Consider the following 20,898-nt stretch of genomic DNA (forward strand, 5'->3'; position numbering starts at 1 on the left):
GGAACCGCCGACGCACCCGCCATCACCGGAGGACCGGCGACTTCGGCGTTGACCGAAACCGATGCCGGTTTGACCGATAGTGGCACGTTCAACATCACCGATCTCGATCGAAGCGATAACGTCTTGGCGGCGGTCGATTCCGTGGCTGTTTCGGGAACCGGATCAGCTAGCGTTCCGGTCACAATCGATAATGCCACGCTGCAATCGTTCTTGAGCGTCACGCCCACCGCGGTCTTAGACAACACCCAAACAACCAACACCCTGACTTGGAACTTCAACTCCGGCGTCGAAGCGTTCGACTTCCTCGCCGAGGGCGAGACACTGCTGTTGACCTATACCGTCAGCGTCACCGATGACGACGGTACGCCGCTTTCGGATACCGAATCCGTGACGGTGACGATCACCGGAACGAATGATCTACCCAACGTGTTCATTGATGCCGGTGACAGCGCCGCTGAAAACCTGACGGAAACGGACTCAACGCTGACCAGCACCGGGACGCTCAGCGTGACGGATCTCGATCTGACTGATGTGGTGACCTCCAACGTGACCGGAGCCGTCGCCTCCTCCACCACCAGTGGACTCGGCAGCGACAACGCGGCATTGTTAGCCATGTTCACGGCCACCACCAACGTCCTTGGTTCCACCGAGACCGGCAACACTCTGACTTGGGGATTCAACTCCGGCGGCGAAACGTTCGACTATCTCGCCACCGGCGAGACCTTGACGCTAACCTACACGATCCAAATAACCGATAGTCAGGGAACCACCGACACGCAAGACGTCGTCGTCACCGTCACCGGGACCGCCGACGCGCCCGTCATCACCGGGGGACCCGCAACGTCGGCGTTGACCGAAACCGATGCCGGTTTGACCGATAGTGGCACATTCATTGTCACCGATCTCGATCGAAGCGATAACGTTCTGGCGGCGGTCGATTCCGTGGCTGTTTCGGGAACCGGATCAGCTAGCGTTCCGGTCACACTCGACAACGCCACGTTGCAATCGTTCTTGAGTGTCACGCCTGCGGCAATCTTAGATAACACCGAAACGAACAATACCCTGACCTGGAACTTCAACTCGGGAACCGAAGCATTCGATTTCCTCGCCGACGGCGAGACACTCGTCTTGACCTACACCGTTAGCGTTACCGATGACGACGCCACGCCGTTGAGCGATACCGAGACGGTGACGGTGACAATCACCGGTACCAACGATTCGCCAAGCGTGTTCATCGATGCTGGCGATAGCGCGGCCGAAACTCTCGGCGAGAACGGATCGACGCTCACCACCACCGGCACGCTATCGGTCGCCGACTTGGATCTGACCGATTCGGTCGGTTCCACCGTCACCGGGGTCGTTACCAGTGGCAACACGACGGGCTTGACCTCCGACAACGCCGCCCTGCTCGCTATGTTCAACTCCACCGCCAGTGTGCTCGATTCGACCGAGACGGGCGATCGACTCACCTGGAGTTTCAACTCCGGCAGTCAAACGTTCAATTACCTGTCGGCGGGTGAATCATTGACGCTCACCTACACGATCCAGGTCACCGACAGCCAATCCGCCACCGATACTCAAGACGTCGTGATCACCATCACCGGAAGCAATGACGCCCCGGTCATCACCATCGAAGCTGGCGACGATGCGTCCGCCTCACTCGACGAAACCGACACGACGCTGACTAGCAGCGGCACACTGACGGTCACCGACGTCAACCTCAGCGACACGGTCTCGTCGTCCGTCATCGGCGTCGTGGCCGGAGGAACCACAACGGGATTGGCCAGCGACAACACCGCCCTGCTAGCGATGTTCTCCAGCACCCCAAACGTCATCGACGGAAATGAAACCAGCAACACGCTCACTTGGAATTTTAATTCCGCCGGTGAAGCGTTCGACTACCTCGCCACCGGCGAGACGCTCACGCTGACCTACACGATCCAGGTCACCGATAGTCAGGGAACAACGGAAACTCAAGACGTTGTCATTACGATCAACGGAACCGCCGACGCACCCGCCATCACCGGAGGACCGGCGTCATCTTCATTGACCGAATCAGATGCAGGTTTGACCGATAGCGGCTCGTTCATCGTCACCGATCTCGACCAAAGCGACAACGTTTTGGCGGCGGTCGATGCGGTGGCTGTCTCGGGAACTGGGTCAAGCAGCGTTCCCGTCACCCTCGACAACGCGACGCTGCAATCGTTCTTGAGCGTCACGCCTGCGGCGATCTTAGATAACACCGAAACAACCAACACCCTGACTTGGAACTTCAACTCCGGCACCGAAGCATTCGACTTCCTCGCCGAGGGCGAGACGTTGGTGTTGACCTATACCGTCAGTGTGACCGATGACGACGCCACGCCACTGAGTGATACGGAAATCGTCACCGTGACGATCACCGGTACGAATGACCTACCCAACGTGTTCATTGATGCCGGTGACAGCGCCGCTGAAAACCTGACGGAAACGGACTCAACGCTGACCAGCACCGGGACGCTCAGCGTGACGGATCTCGATCTGACTGATGTGGTGACTTCCACCGTGACCGGAGTCGTCGCCTCCTCCACCACCAGTGGACTCGGCAGCGACAACGCGGCATTGTTAGCCATGTTCACGGCCACCACCAACATCATTGATTCCACCGAGACCGGCAACACCCTGACTTGGAACTTCAACTCCGGCGGCGAAGCATTCGACTACCTCGCCACCGGTGAAACGTTGATGTTGACCTACACGATTCAGGTCACCGACAGTCAAGGAACCACCGACACGCAAGATGTCGTCATCACCGTCACCGGAACCGCCGACGCGCCCGTCATCACCGGTGGCCCAGCGTCGTCTTCGTTGATCGAGATCAATGCCGGCTTGACCGATGGCGGTTCGTTCATAGTTACCGATCTTGATCAAAGCGACAGCGTTCTGGCGGCGGTCGATGCGGTGGCTGTTTCGGGAACCGGATCAGCTAGCGTTCCCTTCACGCTCGACAACGCCACGTTGCAATCGTTCTTGAGCATAACGCCTGCGGCAATCTTAGATAACACCGATACCACCAATACGCTGACTTGGAACTTCAACTCCGGCACCGAAGCCTTCGATTTCCTCGCTGACGGTGAGACACTGGTGTTGACCTACACGGTCAGCGTCACCGATGACGACGGCATGCCGCTGAGTGATACCGAGACGGTCACGGTCACCATTACGGGAACGAATGACGGGCCGACCGTTTCGGTACTAGGTAGCGACTCGGCAGCAGAGATGTTGACCGAAACGGACGCGACGCTGACGACTTCGGGAACACTCACCGTTGATGATTCCGACTTAACCGACGTGGCCACTTCCAATGTTACTGGTGTTATGGCCAGCGGAACTACCACTGGACTGGGCTCGAACAACACGGAACTGCTGGCGATGCTGACGTCGACTGCGAATGTTCTCGATGCAACGGAACTGACGGACACGTTGACTTGGATTTTCGATTCGGCCAGTGAATCGTTTGACTATTTGGCCGTGGGTGAAACGCTGACGCTCACGTACACGATCACCGTCACCGACAGCCAGGGCGCGAGCGATACGCAGGATGTGGTCATCAACATCAATGGCACCAACGATACGCCAGTGATCACAGTTGAAGCAGGAGACAGTTCCGCCGGAACACTAATCGAAACTAATTCAACACTCATCAGTTCAGCTACGCTGTCGGTTGGCGACTTGGACTTGAGTGATTCGGTCGCATCGACGGTTTCGGCGGTTGTGGCCTCGGGCGACACGACTGGATTGCTTTCGAACAACGCCGCATTGCTCTCGATGTTGACGTCGACCACCAACGTGATTGACGGAACTGAGCTGACAGACACGCTGACGTGGAGTTTTAATTCCGCCGGTGAAGCATTCGACTACCTCGCCACCGGCGAGACGTTGACGCTGACCTACACGATTCAAGTCACCGACAGTCAAGGAACCACCGACACGCAAGATGTCGTCGTCACCGTCACCGGAACCGCCGACGCGCCCATCATCACCGGTGGCCCCGCGACTTCGGAGTTGACCGAAACCGATGCCGGTTTGACCGATAGCGGCTCATTCACCGTCACCGATCTTGATCAAAGCGACAACGTTTTGGCGGCGGTCGATTCGGTGGCTGTTTCGGGAACCGGATCAGCTAGCGTTCCGGTCACACTCGATAATGCCACGCTGCAATCGTTCTTGAGCGTCACGCCCACCGCGGTCTTAGACAACACCCAAACAACCAACACGCTGACTTGGAACTTCAACTCCGGCACCGAAGCGTTCGACTTCCTCGCCGAGGGCGAGACACTGCTGTTGACCTATACCGTCAGCGTCACCGATGACGACGGTACGCCGCTTTCGGATACCGAATCCGTGACGGTGACGATCACCGGTACGAATGATCTACCCAACGTGTTCATTGATGCCGGTGACAGCGCCGCTGAAAACCTGACGGAAACGGACTCAACGCTGACCAGCACCGGGACGCTCAGCGTGACGGATCTCGATCTGACTGATGTGGTGACTTCCACCGTGACCGGAGTCGTCGCCTCCTCCACCACCAGTGGACTCGGCAGCGACAACGCGGCATTGTTAGCCATGTTCACGGCCACCACCAACATCATTGATTCCACCGAGACCGGCAACACCCTGGCTTGGGGATTCAACTCGGGCGGCGAAGCATTCGACTACCTCGCCACAGGTGAAACGTTGATGTTGACCTACACGATTCAGGTCACCGACAGTCAAGGGTCCACCGACACGCAAGATGTCGTCATCACCGTGACTGGTACCGCCGACGCGCCCGTCATCACCGGAGGACCCGCGACGTCGGCGTTGACCGAAACCGATGCCGGTTTGACCGATAGTAGCTCATTCATCGTCACCGATCTCGATCGAAGCGATAACGTCTTGGCGGCGGTCGATTCGGTGGCTGTCTCGGGAACTGGGTCAGGCAGCGTTCCGGTCACACTCGACAACGCCACGTTGCAATCGTTCTTGAGCATCACGCCTGCGGCAATCTTAGATAACACCGAAACCACCAATACGCTGACTTGGAACTTCAACTCCGGCGTCGAAGCATTCGATTTCCTCGCCGAGGGCGAGACTCTGGTGTTGACCTACACGGTCAGCGTCACCGATGACGACGGTACACCGCTATCGGATACCGAGACGGTGACGGTGACGATCACCGGCACCAACGACGGACCGGTTGCCGTGGTCGACACCGCGACCGCTCTCGAAGCGGGTGGTGATGCCAACACGACCCCAGGTATCGATCCGACAGGCAATGTGCTTGACAACGATACCGATCTGGATGTTACCGATTCCGCCAATGTCGTCGGAGTCGCCCAAGGAATCACCGGGGCGGCAACCGGTTTCGTGGGTGCCCCGGTTGACGGACTCTACGGAAACATCACCATCCAAAGCAACGGTTTGTATGCCTACAACGTCGACAACAATCATCCGGATGTCGAGGCACTGCGAACCATCACCGACACCCTCCAAGACGTCTTCACCTACACGATCGTCGACGAACAGGGCGCCCAGTCCACCCAACAGATCACCATCACCATCCAAGGCGTCAACGACGATCCGTTCGATCTCACCACGACGGACTTGACGATCGACGAGAATCTCGCCAACGGACAACTCGTCGGAGTCGTCACACCCAGTGACATTGATGCCGACGAAGATCTTGTCTATCAGTTGACCGATGACGCCGACGGGCGATTCGCCATCGACCACTCCGGTAACATCACCGTACTGGATTCCAGCCGACTGGATTTTGAAGATGCCGACGAGCATCAAATCTCCGTGGAAGTGAGCGACCAATTCGGTGGTCAATACGAAGAAACCTTCACCGTCTACTTGAACGACGTCGATGAATTCGACGTGACCGTGCCGGTCGATGCCGACGTCAACGCCAACGACGTCAATGAGAATAGTGTCGGGGTCCTCGTCGGCATCACCGTCTCGGCGGTCGATGGCGACGGCACCAACAGTCTGGTCACGTATGCGTTGACCGACGATGCCGGCGGACGCTTTGCGATCGATCCGAACACCGGCATCGTGACCACACTCGGCGGATTGGATTTCGAAACACAATCCAGCCATCTGATCGAGGTGCTCGCGATGTCTCAGGACGGATCGACCAGCACGCAAGTCTTCGCGGTCAACGTTCTCGATGTCAATGAAGCTCCGGTGGCGGTGAATGACGTCTACGACACGCTAGCGAGCCAATCGAAGTCCTTGACGACACCCGAACCGACGGGCAACGACACCGACGTCGACGGCGACGAGTTGGAAATGGTGATCGTGACTCAGCCGTCCAACGGAACGCTGACGATCGCACCCGACGGGTCGTTGATCTACACGCCCAACGCCGGATTCTTTGGAACCGACTCGTTCACCTACCGAGCCCATGATGGCCTGCTCGATAGCGAGAATATCGCCACGGTCAGCATCGCGGTGCAGGCTGGCAATCCGGGCGGAGGGGGTGGAGGATCGGGCGACGGCGGCGGAGGATCGGGCGACGGCGGCGGTAACTCCGCTACCGGAGACACCGGTGGTGACAACGGGGATTCATCGGGCAATGACTCCGGCGATTCATCCGGAAGTGGCGATGAAGGTGCCAACGGCAACGGCGAAAACCTGCCGGGCGGCCAGAGCCAAGAAAGCAGTAGCTCCAATCAAGCGAGAGCGAAATCCCAGCAATCCAACCAAGACGGCGATTCGGCCAATGCGGATGGTTCCTTTGGAGCCGATGCAAGCACCCGTGAGTCGAACAACCAGTCCGGTACAAGCCAAGGTTTGGGTCGTGGCTACCGGTTTGCCAATGGCTCGTTCAGTTTCGATCTCGGCTTCTCGCAACTCGATGTGGGGTCCTCCTTCAGTGACGACCTACTTCGGGCCGACCAAGACTCGATGTTTGCATGGTATGTTTTTTCGGAGTCCGATGATTTGATCAAGGGTAACGACGATGATCACGAGTTCTTGGTCGGCGGGGTTGGAACGACGTTGGGCTTGGCATCGATCGGCTATGTGCTTTGGGCACTACGTGGCGGGATGCTCGTGGCGACGATGTACGCCGGCATCCCGAGTTGGCGGATGCTCGATCCGGCGACGTTGATCAATGCGTATCGTGACGACGGAACCGCCAAAGACCGCGTCGAAGAGTTGCTCGACAAACGCAAGGACGCCTGAAACACGTAGGCGAGTCTCTCCGAGACTCGCAGTACTTCGAGCGTATCCGAAACCAGGGCTAACGGGCGAACGACCAATCAAGTTTGCAGAATACTTCTTATGGCGGCTACGCCGCAAACATACAAGCCCGACGCACAAGCGAGTGGAGTCGCTGGTATTGCAAAGTTTGGAGTAGATCCCCTCGCTTACCGGCGTGTTGATTTAGTGCGCTCGTCAGTTTTTGTGAGCCGATGGCGCTAGCCACGGGTTCCGAATGCTGGCTTATTTGCCGTAATGCCCGCGGCTAGCGGGCTGTTGATTTAGTCCTCATCGAAACCCGAAGCGTGAGCGAGGGATACATACAAAGGACTTAATGGTGATGAATCCCTGGCTCACGCTTTTTGAAGTTGCACTTTTATCGTAACCCGCTGCGTAAGCGAGGGATAATTGATATTGACTCATCCCTCGCTTACGCTTCGGGTTACGATAAACCAATGCCACAGGCAAAATCGCAACTTAAAAATTCGCGCGTCGGGCTTGTATCAATTGCCTTAGTAAAGGCACCAAATGCCACGATGACTGATGCAGGTGTCGATGACCAAAGCACAGTGCCAATCGATGGCATAGCCTCGCTCAGTACCGAAACCACTGGGCCAAGGCGCTTGCGTGGATCGCGTCGAATGCGGAGACTGTCGCCGAGTCGTCAACGTCGGGTCGCAAGTAGTCCTGAATCATTTGGTCGGTTCGATCCGAATCGTTTTGGATTCGATGTACCCACAACGACTTGAGAACTCCGACGCTGTCAAAAAGATCGGGTCGTAAGATCATCATGGCGCTATTGGCGACTTCACGGTTCGCATGGGGCAGCGAGGGCGTCTTGGCGATGATCCGACGCAATCCATCAGTCATCGACGCCTGAGTCAACCAAGCAATCGTCTCGCGTCCTGGAGCCGTCGACATTGTTCCAGCTTCTTCGGCATGGGCACGTGTTCGACTACTGTCGATTCCGTATCGCACCAGCGAAGGATCGGCACCAGATAGGTGACCAATCAAGGCGTCGATCCATCTCTCCACCACAACGCGTAGCTTGTTCAGGCGGACGGCATCTTGGACCGCACATCCTCGACGATCCAAGATGGCTTCTTGGACTCGATTGCGGACTTCTAGATGCGACAAATGAATAGCTTGAGCGATCGGAGAGAATTCATCCCGATTGCCCGCCCGATCAATCCCATCGGCCAGAGCCGCGACAACTCGGGTGAGCACCTCGCTAGCCAACACTTCTTCGAGAACGCCGGTATGGTCTTGCCACCAGCATCGCATTCGATAGTGGTTGCCGCTGGCTTTCGCACGCGTGAATCGGGCGAGCGACTGGTTCCACAGGTCGATACGCAAACGCGACGCCGTCCAGTATCCATTGATCGCCTCAGGAGGTACCGCCGCATGACGGTAAAGGATGGCCGGACCATGATGGGTCAAGACGGCCGCGAGTTCGGCAAGTTGAACGACATGCATACGGGAGCAACGGGTCGACGGGGAAAACGGTTGTACGACACCAGTGATCAGCACTCGCATCGCCCCCGATACCTTGTCTCACGTCGAATCAAGCACGCCGCGTGCCTGATCGGTAAGCTGAACGGCTTCTGAGTCGGGTCGAACAGGCGAAATTCATCGTTGACACGTAGAAAACCAACAAAGAATTGACTTTTTGACTCCCTCGGAAGCCATCGACCGATGCCGATACGATGTGGCGTTCATGCAACATCCGGTGACTTGATGCGACGTTCGCGGTGGTTTTTAGAAATCTCGCGCCGCGGACCGTTCGAGTTGGTCTCTTGTGATTTGATCCAGTTCGTCGGTCGCAAAACTTGCTTCGTTGGACCGCAAGCCTAATTTGTCGACGCCCCCTCAACACTCAGTTCACTCCTGACCACCGCATCGATATGTCTGCTTCACCGATAATCGCCCCGGCTCCCAACCCCACCGAAATGTCTGAATCAACAAGAATCTGTGAGACAGTGCCAATCCTTCCCCCACGCCAAAATCAACTGCACTTCAGTTTGAAGATCGGCTTCACCGCGTTCATGGCCGTGCTTGTACCGTACTACTGGATCGAGTACGGGCCGACCAATTTTGTTTATTTTTGCGACATCGCGTTGTTCCTGACCCTCGCCAGCGTGTGGACCCAAAAGCCGATTTTCGCGTCGATGGCGGCGGTCGGGATCACATTGCCTCAGGTTCTATGGCAATTCGATTTTCTGACACAATTAGTGGGGATGCCGGTGATCGGAATGACCGACTACATGTTCAATCCGGAGATCTCGTTGTTTGCCCGAGGACTTTCGTTCTTCCACTTTTGGTTGCCGATTTTACTCATCGTGATCGTGGCCAAGTTGGGATATGACAAACGAGCGTTCTGGGCGTGGACGTTAACCGCTTGGGCGGCGATGTTGATCAGTTACTTCGGATTGCCTGAACCCGGCGCGGTGCTCAGTTTCACCAATCAACCGTCCAACGTGAACTACGTTTTCGGAATGTCCGCCGAGGCTCCGCAAACGATGATGCCGGGATGGGCATGGCTGACCATGATGCTTGTCGGATTGCCGGTCCTCATCTATCTGCCCACGCACTGGGTACTTGCCAAGTGTTTCGCATCACCCACACCGTAGCGAAATTCGCCAAAACTCTCGGCCCCACCTAAGCGGCGTAGGCGATGATTAGCATCGCCTGAACAATAAGTGGCATTGGCTTCCAGCCTTTTTATACCCCCCAAGTCCTCATGTATTGCTCCCCTGCCAGCTCGTCTGGCAGGAAGCCGAGGTTGGCAAGCTAGCCACGAGCCGCAATTCCCCCAACCTTCCGATTTTCACTTGTGCTCGCCGCTTGAAGCGGCGAGCTCAAGTGAAAATCGGAAGGTTGGGAGGGCGTCGTTGTCTAGCTTGCGAACCTTATTCACCCACGAGACGAGCTCGTGGGGGTCAAAAAAGATGTGGGGTATAGAAAGGCTGGAAGCCTATGCCACTTTTACAATGCGGCAGTTCATGTTCACGCGATGCTAAGAGCCTATCCGAAAAGGGGTCTGACCCTCTCCGGCGAGACCAGAAACGCAATCAATATCGACTCGCCTCCAAAGGGTCAGACCCCTTTTCGGATAGGCTCTTAAGCAAACTCAATCTTGGAGGTTCCCGCCTGGCGTCGCTGCTCCGCCTGATCGACGACCTCAATACAAAGCGTTTCGGACAAGACTGCAAAATGTTGGTCGTGGCGGCGACTCGTCTTCAGCACGAAACAGCCTTGCACGTCATCATCGGGTGAATCAAGTTGCACTTCAATCGCATGAGTTAACCAACCTCGAATCCATTTCGGAGGTCGCGATGCAGATAGCCTGATCGATCGCTTGGCACCACCGCTTGGCGTCGGCAACCATGTCATCGTCGACCAGGACGAACCAGGCTGCAACGTCCAACCGCCCGACTCGTCGGAATCTCGCATCAGTCGCAGACAACTCTTTGCCGGAAAAGGACCGATCGCATCTTGCGGGAACACGATTAGTCCCCGACGAGCAGGTAAGCCATAACCACGCCACAATCTCGCCAGCACCGGGTCGAGCAACATCGTTCGATAGAACCGGACCCGTCGCGCCGTCCAGCGAAAGACGACCAACGCGAGAAAAAGGACGAGCAAGTTGATCGCCGTCGCCAACATCGGACTGAAAGCATAGATCGTCATCAACACGGCACACGTCGCCTTGTTGGCGATCTCAAACATCGCGTCGACCGTCGGGAACGGCGTCAGCCAAACTAAAAACTCGAAGAAGAACTTGACGCTGTTGATGACCAACAGATTCACCGTCATGGCGATCATCAAGAAGGTTTCTGCCGTGAAGCTGATCACGCCGGCCTCGACCACGATCGGGCGGTTTTGAATCGCCGCTTCCAACGGGCTCGCCAGAACAACCAATTCGTGTCCCGATGAAGCATCCCCGGCGTAGGACGACGTCAGTTTGATCGCCAGCAAGATCACGACCACCGCGTAGGCCTCGAGCCGGTCCATCGCTTGGGCGAACGGCTTGCTGACTTTGGAAAGCCGAGGAACACTCGTCAACAACGCCAAAATTGCGAACACGACAAACAATGGTACACTGCGAAGAGGCCCGGAAGCGCCGAGCAATGCATTGTCGGTGATCGCATCGGGCCCCCATAACGCTAGCCCAGACAAACACGCCACGCCAAAGAACGGCGATAAGGCCAGCGGCGCCAATGGCCCCAACCAATCCGCCAGGTTCAAACGATCCACCCAAGCGGTCGCGGCCGCGATGTCTTGAACCTTGAAATCACCCTGAAGAGCCTCCGGAATGTCAGCCTCGTCGACCGCAGATGACGACCGTGAATTCGACGCGGGAACCTCGGGAGTTTGACCGCTTGCCGGCACAGAGAACTGGTCGATCGCTAAAAACACAAACGTCATCGATGCCAGCCAGATGAATCGCTTACTTGTCAAAAGATCCGACATGAAAATATCCAGGGTGGGTGGCGTTGCCGAAACCGAATAGATGACGTACCGTCAACCGTCATGAAAAGAACATTCAATGAACGTCTGCACCTCTATTTGACAGGCTATCGCGGGTGCGGCAAGAGCACGGTCGCGAAACTCTTGGCCGGCCGTCTCCAGCGAGCCGTCGTGGATTTGGACGAAGTGATCGAGACCGATGCCAAAATGACCATCGCGGAGATCTTTGCCAGCGAGAACGAAACAGGTTTTCGTAACCGGGAAACCGAATCGTTGCTGCGAATCGCACTCGCACCCGCCCAAGTCATTTCGCTAGGTGGGGGTGCGATTCTACGCGAAGAAAATCGGCGGACGATTCGCCACACAGGGGTTTGCATTTGGCTCGATGCCGACCCCGAGGTGATCGCCGCTCGCCTTTCGAGTGACTCCACCACCGGCGACCGGCGACCATCATTGACGGGCCAACCGGTTTTGCAAGAAATCCACGATGTGATGGCTCAGCGAGAGACTCTTTATCGCGAAGCCGCCGACCTTCGCATCGATACTAGCGGACTATCGATTGAAACGGTCGTTGATCAAATCGTCGCCGCCGTCGTCCCTAACGGCGGATCAATCTGAACAAAGGCTAGTAGACCAATAATTCCAACGCACCTGTCAAGACAACGGCGTCGTCCGTGCCGATCGCACCACCTTTCCATGTCGTGAAATCTTCCAGATAGGTGATCCCGAACACGGCGCGACCGGGAATCCCAAAGAACTTGACGTCCGATTTGATATCCAATCCCCAAGTCGTTGTGAATTCGTCGATCTCGGCTTGGACGACTCCGGCGACGTTCGAGTATTTCCCGTTGAGGTCGTAAAGCCCCAACGTCAGGTCGATCCATAACGGTCGTCGTCCGAACGCCGTTTCCCATCCGCCGACCACTTTTGCACCGCGGTAATCGCTGTCGATGAACCCGCCCGCACCTTCCTGTTTCCAGTTCATTTGACTGTATCCAGTGCCTGCCGAAAGATCACCAATTCCGAACGACCATGTGTCACGCAACAGTGCATCGAAGCCGAACATCTCCACATCGTCGGTGACGCCGTATTGCACACCACCTTCAATGCTTGTTCGGTAACCTTCGAAACGATGATGTCCGCGCAGACCGACGATCGTTCCGATGGACTCTCCATCTGTGGTGGTTGCGGCTTCAATATCCGGAAGCAAAGGCGCCCAGAGGCCGACCGACGCATTCAGTTCGGTACCTTCAATGGCGTGAGCGGAATGGTTGTCGAACAGACCGACGCCTGCGGCCATGCCGACGACGGGGATCACAATGGCCATCATCAACGACTGACGAAGCCGGTGGACCGAGAAAGATAGTTTTGCCATGACGGAGGGACATCATCAAGCGTTTCGGGAATGAGACACGAAGCCATTCGACGTGTCGCTCATAGTTGTCCTTCGGACTTGAGGTTTCGCTGGTTTGAGAACAACCTCGCAAACGATCCGTTTCTCAGGTTTCCCGGTTCTCATTACGACTAATCGTCCATCTCGTGCCGACTTCTTAAAAAAAGTTCAAGATTTGCCCACGAACATCCGTAGGTCGGCGAAACAGCGGCATAACAAGCCCGACGCGCAAGGACTTGTTGATTGAATCGTTTAACGGCAAGCCGCAGGCGACAGAGTTTGAAAACGCAGACGCCTGCGGCTTGCCGTTAAACGAAAACGCCCAAACGCGCACTAAATCAACAGCCCGGCAAGCGAGTGGACACCAGCACAAGCCCAACAGTTGCTCTCAAGCCGGCCGATCCAGATCACTACCACACCGATAACAGTACTCCGCGTCGCTACGGTGGCGTGCCGCCTCGCATCTCGGACAAGGATGAAACTCCATCGGTTCGCTGTTTCCCTTCGACAGTTCCGCGCTGACGAAACCCGTCGGGACAATGATCAAACTATATCCGAGCAAGATCAAAGCTGCCGAGATAATCTTCCCGATCGTCGTATGCGGAACGACATCGCCATAGCCGACCGTCGTCATCGTGACGATCGCCCAATACATCGCCTGCGGAATCGACGTAAAGTCGCTGTCCGGTAGACTACCGAACATGACCGATTCGATGTGATACATCAACGTGCCACTGATCGTGACCGCGACCAACACGACGGACAAAAACACGATGATCTTATCGCGTGAATTCCAGATCGCATCGGCCAGTTCGTCCGCTTGGCTCATCATTCGCCAAAGCTTCAGGACCCGAAAAACGCGTAGCAATCGGACCGAGCGTAGGATCACGAACGAACGCGCCGAGTCACCCGTTAGGAGAGCCGCATACCCGGGCAAGACGGATAACAAATCAACGATGCCCCAAAAACTGGTGGCGTACTTCAGCGGATGACGAACGCATAACAGGCGCGCGATATACTCCAACGTAAACAAAATGGTCAGCAACCATTCACCAACGACCAGCCACAAAGGCAGATCATGAATCGTCTGACCATCGACGACGCGAGTGACTTGATAGTCGGGTAAGGTTTCGAGTGATACAAAAACGATACTCGTCACAATCGCGACCAGCAATCCGATATCAAACGCACGACCCTCGGGCGTCTCCGCCTCAAAAATAATGTCGTACATCCGTTGACGCGTCCCGGCCTCGTGCGGACGCTGCACGAGGCGACGTTGCAGCGTTTTCGTATCGCGAGTTAACGGTCTCGATTTCATTCGCGATTCCGACTCGGCGAAATCTCACACCGCTTTTCGATGATCTCAAAATGGTGCTGCAAGTGAGCCGCACTGATCCAGGCAATGCCTCGAGGCGTGATGGCATGCCCACCGACCGTTCCGACATGACTCCAAGTCGGCGGCTTGATTCGTTGCAACAACAACAGATTCGCTTGACGCAAATATCCCAATTCCGTGATCAGATGGCTGACGTTGCCCAACCCGAAACGTGACGCCGCGTAGGCGTTCTCGTCCCACGGCGGCAAGTCGGTCTGATCCCCGGCGGCGATTCGCATGATTCGATCACCAAAAACCCGTTCGGCATCGACGCAATGTTCCACCACTTGCCGAACCGTCCATGTGTACGGCGGATGAATTTTGTCGACAAGTTCCGACGACAAACAACCGCCCAACTCGCACATCCACCACAACTGCTGGTGCAAGACTTCGAGCACACACGATCCGGCAACTCGCTGAACCAACTCGCGGTGGTAGTCAAGCGTCACGTCCGATGAATCGGGACGGCGAGATTTCGATGGCATCAATTAGTTCTCGAACTCGACGACTTGCAAGTCTTTGCGTGACTCAGCCAATTCGTCGATCACGTCGAACCCGATACTCGTGTTGGCGACGTTGAGATACTTCAGTTTTGGCAACGATCCGAGCTTTCGAAATCCGTCATCGGTAAACAACGTTCCGGCCACGTTGAGCCGTTCCAAATTGGTCAGCTTCATCAGCGTCGGGATCGATTCATCGCCCACGGCGGCCGACTTTAAATCCAGCTCCCGCAGCTTTGTCAGATCACCGAACTGCGACACCGCCGCGTCGTCGGTCTTGGTTTCCCACAGACCCAACAAAGTGAGGTTTTTAAGCTTTCCGATCTTGGCGATGTCTTCGGATTGAACGAGTCGGCATTCGGCCATGTCCAAGAATTCGATCTGTGGCATGGAGGAAAGCACGTCCATGCCTTTGGCATCGAGCGACGTATCCCGCAATTCGAATCGTGCTAGCTTCGGATTGCCTTGAACGTGTGCCAGTCCTTCGCCGGTGACGTCACAACCGCGAACCCGCAAACGCTTGAGATTCTTCAGTCCGGCAAGTTCCTTCATTCCCGCGTCGTCGACTTTGGAATAATCCGCCTGCAACGATTCGAGCGTGGGCATCTTGCCCAAGACGGCCATGGTCTTGTTGCCGATCGTGGTGCAGTAATTGAAATTGATCGATTTCAACTTCAGCGGTGCCAGCTTGACCAGCCCGTCGTCGGTGACCTTGGATTTTTCCAATTGGATGTCTGCAAGCGAAGTCAACTTCACGAGCGAATCCATCCCCGCATCCCCGATGTTGCTGTTTCGTAAATCGATCGCACGGAGTTTCTTCAGCCCGGTCAAATTCTCAAGGCCCGAATCGGTGACCCCGGCGCGGCGTAAGAACAACGCTTCGAGCGTGTCGAGTTTGCCAACCGTTTCGAGCGTCTTGTCGCCGATCGCCGAATCGGTGAAATCGAGCCGCTTGATTGTCTTCAAGTGGATCAAGTTCTCCATCCCCTCGTCGGTGATTCCGGGTCCGTTGAAGTGCGCGACTTCCAAATTCGGAACGCCGTCCAACAGCGGCAACGATTTCGCGATGCTGTCGGCACCCGCAGCGGCAAGTTCCACCACCACGCCCGCGTCGTTCTTCGTGAGCGAGAACCCGGCCTCTTCCAACGCCGCCACGTCCGCCGGATCGTCTTCGGGCAAGGCTACCGCAGCGGGAGACTCGGCGGGCAGCGCCGCTTCGGGCGTCTTGGCGGTCGGCGTGTTCTCTCGGCGGCAACCCAGCGAAATCAAAAACAGGGTCGACAAAGCAAAAGCAACAGTAAATCGGATTGGCATAACGCAGGCGATGGAGGGTCGGAAGATCGGTGGGAAGCCGATTAGCTTATAATTTGTCGGCAAAATCCGCAACCAACAGATATTGGCCGATGCACCTCACCCACAGCCCCTCTCCCCGACGCGGGGCGAGGGGAGCCAGTAATCCGGAGTTAAAACCTGCCCAATCTGAAGTTTCTGCCCCCCTCTTGAGCAGCCCAGGCCATCACCGAATAGGAAATTGAGATCGGCATTTTGGATTGAATCAAAAGCCTCCTTCACTCCGCCCACGACCGACGGTTACCTTGAGGAAGTCCGACACACGAACTCGTCCGCGAAGGATCCACTCAGCGATGTCCAACACCATCCTCGCCCCGGAAATGGAAATTCAGGCCGCAACGGAAATCCCGCCGTTCGTGCACCTTCATTGCCACAGTCACTACAGCTTGCTCGACGGAGCAGGCGACATCGGCAAGTTGGTCAAACGGGCCGTCGATCACGGCATGAACGCGCTGGCGCTGACCGATCACGGCAACCTGCACGGGGCGTTGGAGTTCTATCGCAAAGCCAAAGACGCGGGCATCAACCCGATTATCGGCTACGAAGCCTACATCGCCCCGGGAAGCCGGTTCGACAAGGGCGGTGCGAGTAGCAGCAAAGCGGCCAGCTATCACCTAACCCTGCTCGCCCAAAACCGACAAGGCTTTAAAAACCTGATCAAGTTGGCCTCCGCCGCGTCGCTCGAAGGGTTCTACTTCAAGCCGCGGATCGACAAAGAGATCTTGGAAAAATACAGCGAAGGAATAGTCTGTCTGTCCGGTTGCGTCAGCAGCGAATTCAGCCGCGCCGTGCTCAAGGGCATCGACACGGCCGAACACGAAGCCGAAGCCCGCAACATCGCCGGTTGGTTCCACAACGTGTTCGGTGATCGATACTTCATCGAGATCATGAACAACGACGTCGACATCCAACGACATCAGCTCGAAGGTGCCGTCGAGATCGCCAAACGAATGGGCTTGCCTCTCGTCGCGACGAGTGATTGCCACTACGTCAATCAAGAGGACTCCGAAGCCCAAGACATCATGTTGTGCATCAACACCGGTCGGTTCCGAACCGACAACACGCGGATGAAGATGGAGAACGACCAGTTCTTCCTCCGCAGCCCGCAGCAGATGTACGAAAAGTTCCCCGGGCTCGAAGACGCCGTCGCCCGAAGCCAACAGATCGCCGACACGGTCGACATCGAACTGGAGTTCAACAAGTACTTCTTCCCGAGCTTCCCCTGCCCGGACGAGAAGACGCCACTGCAATACCTACGTGAGCTTTGCGAAAAAGGCCTGATGGAACGTTACGAGGGCGACCCCGAACGAATCATCGATGGCAAACTGTCCGACGAAGTCATGGCGCGATTGGACCGCGAACTCGACGTGATCGAGAAGCTCGGATATCCGACCTACTTCTTGATCGTGTGGGACTTCGTCAACCACGCCCGCGACATCGGCATCAGCGCGACCGCACGGGGATCAGGCGTCGGCGCGATCGTTTGTTACGCGTTGTACATGTCGCACGTATGCCCGCTGCGATACGACCTGCTGTTCGAACGGTTCCTCGATGAATCGCGAACCGAGCCGCCGGACATCGACATCGACTTTGAAAAAGAACGTCGTATCGAAGTGATTGACTACGTTAAGGAACGATACGGCAGCGAGATGGTTTGCCAGATCGGAACGTTCGGAACGTTGGCCGCCAAAGCGGCGATCAAGGACACCGGCCGCGCCCTCGGCATTCCTCTTTCTCGCGTCAACCAGATCACCGAACTGGTTCCCGACGAGCTTAAGATCACGATCGCCAAAGCGCTCGATAAAAGTGCTGACTTGAAAATGATCTACGACGGCGACCCGGAAATCCGCGAGCTGCTCGACTTGGCGATGAAGATCGAAGGGCTCGCCCGCAACGTCGGCACGCACGCCGCCGCCGTCGTGATCGCGGACAAACCGTTGACCGAATACGTGCCGCTGGGACGCGTCCCGGGCAAACAAGACGTGATCACGCAGTGGGCGATGGCCGACGTTGAGGCGTCCGGGTTGTTGAAGATGGACTTCCTCGGCCTTCGCAACCTGACGATCCTTTCGCGGACCGTCAAATTGGTGGAACAAACCACCGGCGAGACGATCGACCCGCTCAAGTTCCCGCTCGACGACAAAGCCAGCTACGCGCTTTTGCAACGTGGCGAAACCAAAGGCGTCTTCCAGCTCGAATCCGGCGGCATCCGCGACTTGTTGCAACGGATGAAACCTGACCGGTTCAACGATATCATCGCGACGGCGGCGCTGTACCGTCCTGGACCGCTCGAAGGAGGCATGGTCGACGATTACGTCAACATCAAGCACGGCCGTCAACAGCCCGAGTACAAGCACCCCGTGCTCAAGGAAATTTTGGAAGAGACCAACTCCATCATGGTCTACCAAGAACAAGTGATGCGGATTCTCAATCGCCTCGGCGACGTGCCTCTGGCCAAAGCCTACACGTGCATCAAAGCGATCTCGAAAAAGAAGCAAGCTTTGATCGACGCCAACCACGACGTCTTCATCGAAGGCAGCGTCAAGAACGGACTCGCCGCAAGCGACGCCGAAGACATCTGGAACCTGATCGTCAAGTTTGCGGGCTATGGTTTCAATAAGTGCGTCGTGGGTGACACGCTTATTGTCGATGCTACGACGGGTGAGCAGACGACCGTCGAAGAGCTGTTCCGATCCAAAAAACCCTTCACCATCGAAGCACTTGACGAACATCAAAAATTAGTCCCGCGAAAAGTGACCGATGTGGTGTGGAATGGCGTTCGCGACGTCTTTGAAGTCGTCACGAGAACCGGACGCAGGATCGTCGCGACGGCCAATCACCCGCTGAAGACCTATGACGGATGGACCAACGTCGAAGACCTCAACGTGGGAGATCGCGTTGGCGTCGCCCGCGAGGTATCAATCGAAACAACAGTCAGAAAATTGGTCGCACAGAACCGGGCTATGTCAGGCTTAACTTGGCGAGACCTCGAGCGGGAAAGTGGAGTTTCAATTCGAGAATTCTGTCGCGTGGGGGAATCTCGCAAGCGAGGTTTTCAACGCTCAACTGTCAATCGATTGGCAAATTTTTTTGATAGTCCTGAACTGGCGGAAATCGCTCAAAGCGATATTTTTTGGGACGAAATTGTTTCGATCGAGGCGATGGGGAAGGCAGATGTCTACGATTTGACCGTTGATGTCGATCATAATTTTGTCGCCAACGGTTTGATCGTCCACAACTCGCATTCAACCGCGTACGCCCTCGTCGCTTATCAGACCGCTTACCTGAAGGCTCACTATCCGGTCGAGTTCATGGCGGCTTTGTTGTCGAGCGATATCTCGGGGCGGAACTTCAAACGTAAGGACGCGCTCGTCGAGCACATGGAAGATTGCGAACGGATGAACATCGACGTCATCCCACCCGACGTGAATACCTCCGAAGCCGACTTCAGTGTGCTCGACGGAAAGATCCCCTTTGCCCTCTCGGCGATCAAGGCATGCGGCGGGTCGACCGCGATCAGCATCGAAACCGAACGCAAGAAAAACGGCCCCTTCAAAGACCTGTTCGATTTCTGCGAACGGGTCGACCCGCACGATTGCAACCGCAGTGCGATCGAAACGCTCATTAAAGCTGGCGCGTTTGATAGTTTTGGCGCCAAACGCAGCCAACTGACGGTGATGATCGAACGGGCGATGCAGGCCGGAGCGAAAGTCCAAGCGGATAAGAAAACCGGACAAGCAAGTTTCTTCGACGCGTTCGATGACGACGAAGAGTCCGATGGCGGCAGCGCGGCCACCCCGGCGGTACCGATGCCCGATATCGAAGAATGGCCCGACCGTGAAAAATTGCTTTCCGAAAAAGAAGTTTTGGGTTTTTATCTGCACAGCCATCCTCTGGCCGAGTTCGAACCCAAACTGGCGACCTTCCGAACGCACACGACGGCGAGCTTAACCGAATGCAAAGACCGCGACGAAGTCGTCGTTGGTGGGATGTTGAGCAGTATCAAATTGGCACACACCAAGAACCCCAAGCCGGGCGCGCCGAGCAAGTACGCAAATTTTGATTTGGAAGACATGCAGGGCAACGTGCGTTGCATTTGTTGGCCCAAGCAGTTCGCGGTCTGTGGCGAACGAATACAACCCGACGCGGTCGTTTTGGCCAAATGCAAAGTCGACCGCAGGGGTGGCGGCGACGAAGTGAATCTGATCGTTGACGACCTCACGCCACTGGACGAACTCGATAGTCGTTACACCCACGGCATGCGAATCCGATTGGACGAAGCCGAACACGATGAAAACACGATCTCGAAAGTTCGTGAAATCATCCGTGGCTACCCGGGTACAAAAGAACTGCTACTGTCGATGGCACTGCAGGAAGGCGAAACGATCCATTTCAAAGCCAACAAGTTCCGCGTCGACATCACGCCACAATTACGCGAACGCCTTGACGATCTTCTCGGCAGTGGGCATTACAAGCTGTTGATGAGCAAGCCGCAGAGATAAACACTCGTTCGCAAATAACTTACCTGGTTCGTAAATCAGCCGTACCGCGTTAGCTGGCTGTTGATGTAATCGTAA

At 56.2% G+C, this 20,898-nt stretch carries 10 protein-coding genes (1 of these 10 only partly in view); 4 read left to right on the forward strand and 6 right to left on the reverse strand.

Annotated features, from left to right (window positions below):
- Nucleotides 1-7,215 carry the final stretch of a VCBS domain-containing protein gene (locus Pla100_RS31530; protein ID WP_146577608.1) on the forward strand. The gene continues 25,482 nt to the left of window position 1, outside the view, so only the last 7,215 of its 32,697 coding nucleotides appear in the window; the start codon falls outside the window, past its left edge; the stop codon is at nucleotides 7,213-7,215.
- A gap of 612 nt (nucleotides 7,216-7,827) precedes the next feature.
- On the opposite strand, the gene Pla100_RS10315 is transcribed toward Pla100_RS31530, so the two are convergent.
- Nucleotides 7,828-8,709 (reverse strand): hypothetical protein, encoded by an 882-nt coding sequence (locus Pla100_RS10315; RefSeq protein WP_146577609.1) that lies wholly within the window; start codon nucleotides 8,707-8,709, stop codon nucleotides 7,828-7,830.
- A gap of 503 nt (nucleotides 8,710-9,212) precedes the next feature.
- On the opposite strand from Pla100_RS10315, the gene Pla100_RS10320 reads away from it, so the two are divergent.
- Entirely contained in the window at nucleotides 9,213-9,863 is a 651-nt protein-coding gene (locus tag Pla100_RS10320) for a hypothetical protein (RefSeq protein WP_231602920.1), read from the forward strand.
- Nucleotides 9,864-10,353: 490 nt separating this feature from the next.
- On the opposite strand, the gene Pla100_RS10325 is transcribed toward Pla100_RS10320, so the two are convergent.
- Nucleotides 10,354-11,706 carry a hypothetical protein gene (locus Pla100_RS10325; protein WP_197167821.1) on the reverse strand — a complete coding sequence of 451 codons (1,353 nt, stop codon included), beginning with the start codon at nucleotides 11,704-11,706 and terminating at the stop codon, nucleotides 10,354-10,356.
- A 60-nt stretch (nucleotides 11,707-11,766) separates the two neighbouring features.
- Here Pla100_RS10325 and aroL point away from each other — a divergent pair, with 60 nt between their 5' ends.
- Entirely contained in the window at nucleotides 11,767-12,321 is a 555-nt protein-coding gene (gene aroL / locus Pla100_RS10330) for a shikimate kinase AroL (RefSeq protein WP_146577610.1), read from the forward strand.
- 7 nt (nucleotides 12,322-12,328) lie between these two features.
- Here the strand turns inward: aroL and Pla100_RS10335 are convergent, their stop codons facing one another.
- From Pla100_RS10335 to Pla100_RS10350, 4 genes are all read right to left on the reverse strand, one after another.
- Complete coding sequence (locus tag Pla100_RS10335) at nucleotides 12,329-13,078, reverse strand: hypothetical protein (RefSeq protein WP_231602921.1); 750 nt, start codon at nucleotides 13,076-13,078, stop codon at nucleotides 12,329-12,331.
- Nucleotides 13,079-13,484: 406 nt separating this feature from the next.
- On the reverse strand, nucleotides 13,485-14,414 hold the full coding sequence (locus tag Pla100_RS10340; RefSeq protein WP_146577611.1) for an ion transporter: 930 nt from the start codon (nucleotides 14,412-14,414) through the stop codon (nucleotides 13,485-13,487).
- Entirely contained in the window at nucleotides 14,411-14,956 is a 546-nt protein-coding gene (locus Pla100_RS10345; protein WP_146577612.1) for a DinB family protein, read from the reverse strand. The genes Pla100_RS10340 and Pla100_RS10345 overlap by 4 nt, the downstream gene beginning before the upstream one ends.
- A 3-nt stretch (nucleotides 14,957-14,959) precedes the next feature.
- Nucleotides 14,960-16,285: a leucine-rich repeat domain-containing protein gene (locus tag Pla100_RS10350; protein ID WP_146577613.1), complete on the reverse strand. Its 1,326-nt coding sequence runs from the start codon at nucleotides 16,283-16,285 to the stop codon at nucleotides 14,960-14,962.
- 329 nt (nucleotides 16,286-16,614) lie between these two features.
- Between Pla100_RS10350 and dnaE the strand changes: the two genes are divergently transcribed.
- Complete coding sequence (dnaE, locus tag Pla100_RS10355; protein ID WP_146577614.1) at nucleotides 16,615-20,823, forward strand: DNA polymerase III subunit alpha; 4,209 nt, start codon at nucleotides 16,615-16,617, stop codon at nucleotides 20,821-20,823.
- Nucleotides 20,824-20,898: the final 75 nt, after the last annotated feature.

It is taken from the genome of Neorhodopirellula pilleata (assembly GCF_007859915.1).
Lineage (GTDB): Bacteria > Planctomycetota > Planctomycetia > Pirellulales > Pirellulaceae > Rhodopirellula > Rhodopirellula pilleata.

Excerpts from the sequence above, each read along its gene's own strand:
- Pla100_RS10315 (WP_146577609.1), bottom strand. The coding sequence starts at position 8,709 with ATGCATGTCGTTCAACTTGCCGAACTCGCGGCCGTCTTGACCCATCAT.
- Pla100_RS10325 (WP_197167821.1), bottom strand. The coding sequence starts at position 11,706 with ATGTCGGATCTTTTGACAAGTAAGCGATTCATCTGGCTGGCATCGATG.
- aroL (WP_146577610.1), top strand. The coding sequence starts at position 11,767 with ATGAAAAGAACATTCAATGAACGTCTGCACCTCTATTTGACAGGCTAT.
- Pla100_RS10335 (WP_231602921.1), bottom strand. The coding sequence starts at position 13,078 with ATGGCAAAACTATCTTTCTCGGTCCACCGGCTTCGTCAGTCGTTGATG.
- Pla100_RS10340 (WP_146577611.1), bottom strand. The coding sequence starts at position 14,414 with ATGAAATCGAGACCGTTAACTCGCGATACGAAAACGCTGCAACGTCGC.
- Pla100_RS10345 (WP_146577612.1), bottom strand. The coding sequence starts at position 14,956 with ATGCCATCGAAATCTCGCCGTCCCGATTCATCGGACGTGACGCTTGAC.
- Pla100_RS10350 (WP_146577613.1), bottom strand. The coding sequence starts at position 16,285 with ATGCCAATCCGATTTACTGTTGCTTTTGCTTTGTCGACCCTGTTTTTG.
- dnaE (WP_146577614.1), top strand. The coding sequence starts at position 16,615 with ATGTCCAACACCATCCTCGCCCCGGAAATGGAAATTCAGGCCGCAACG.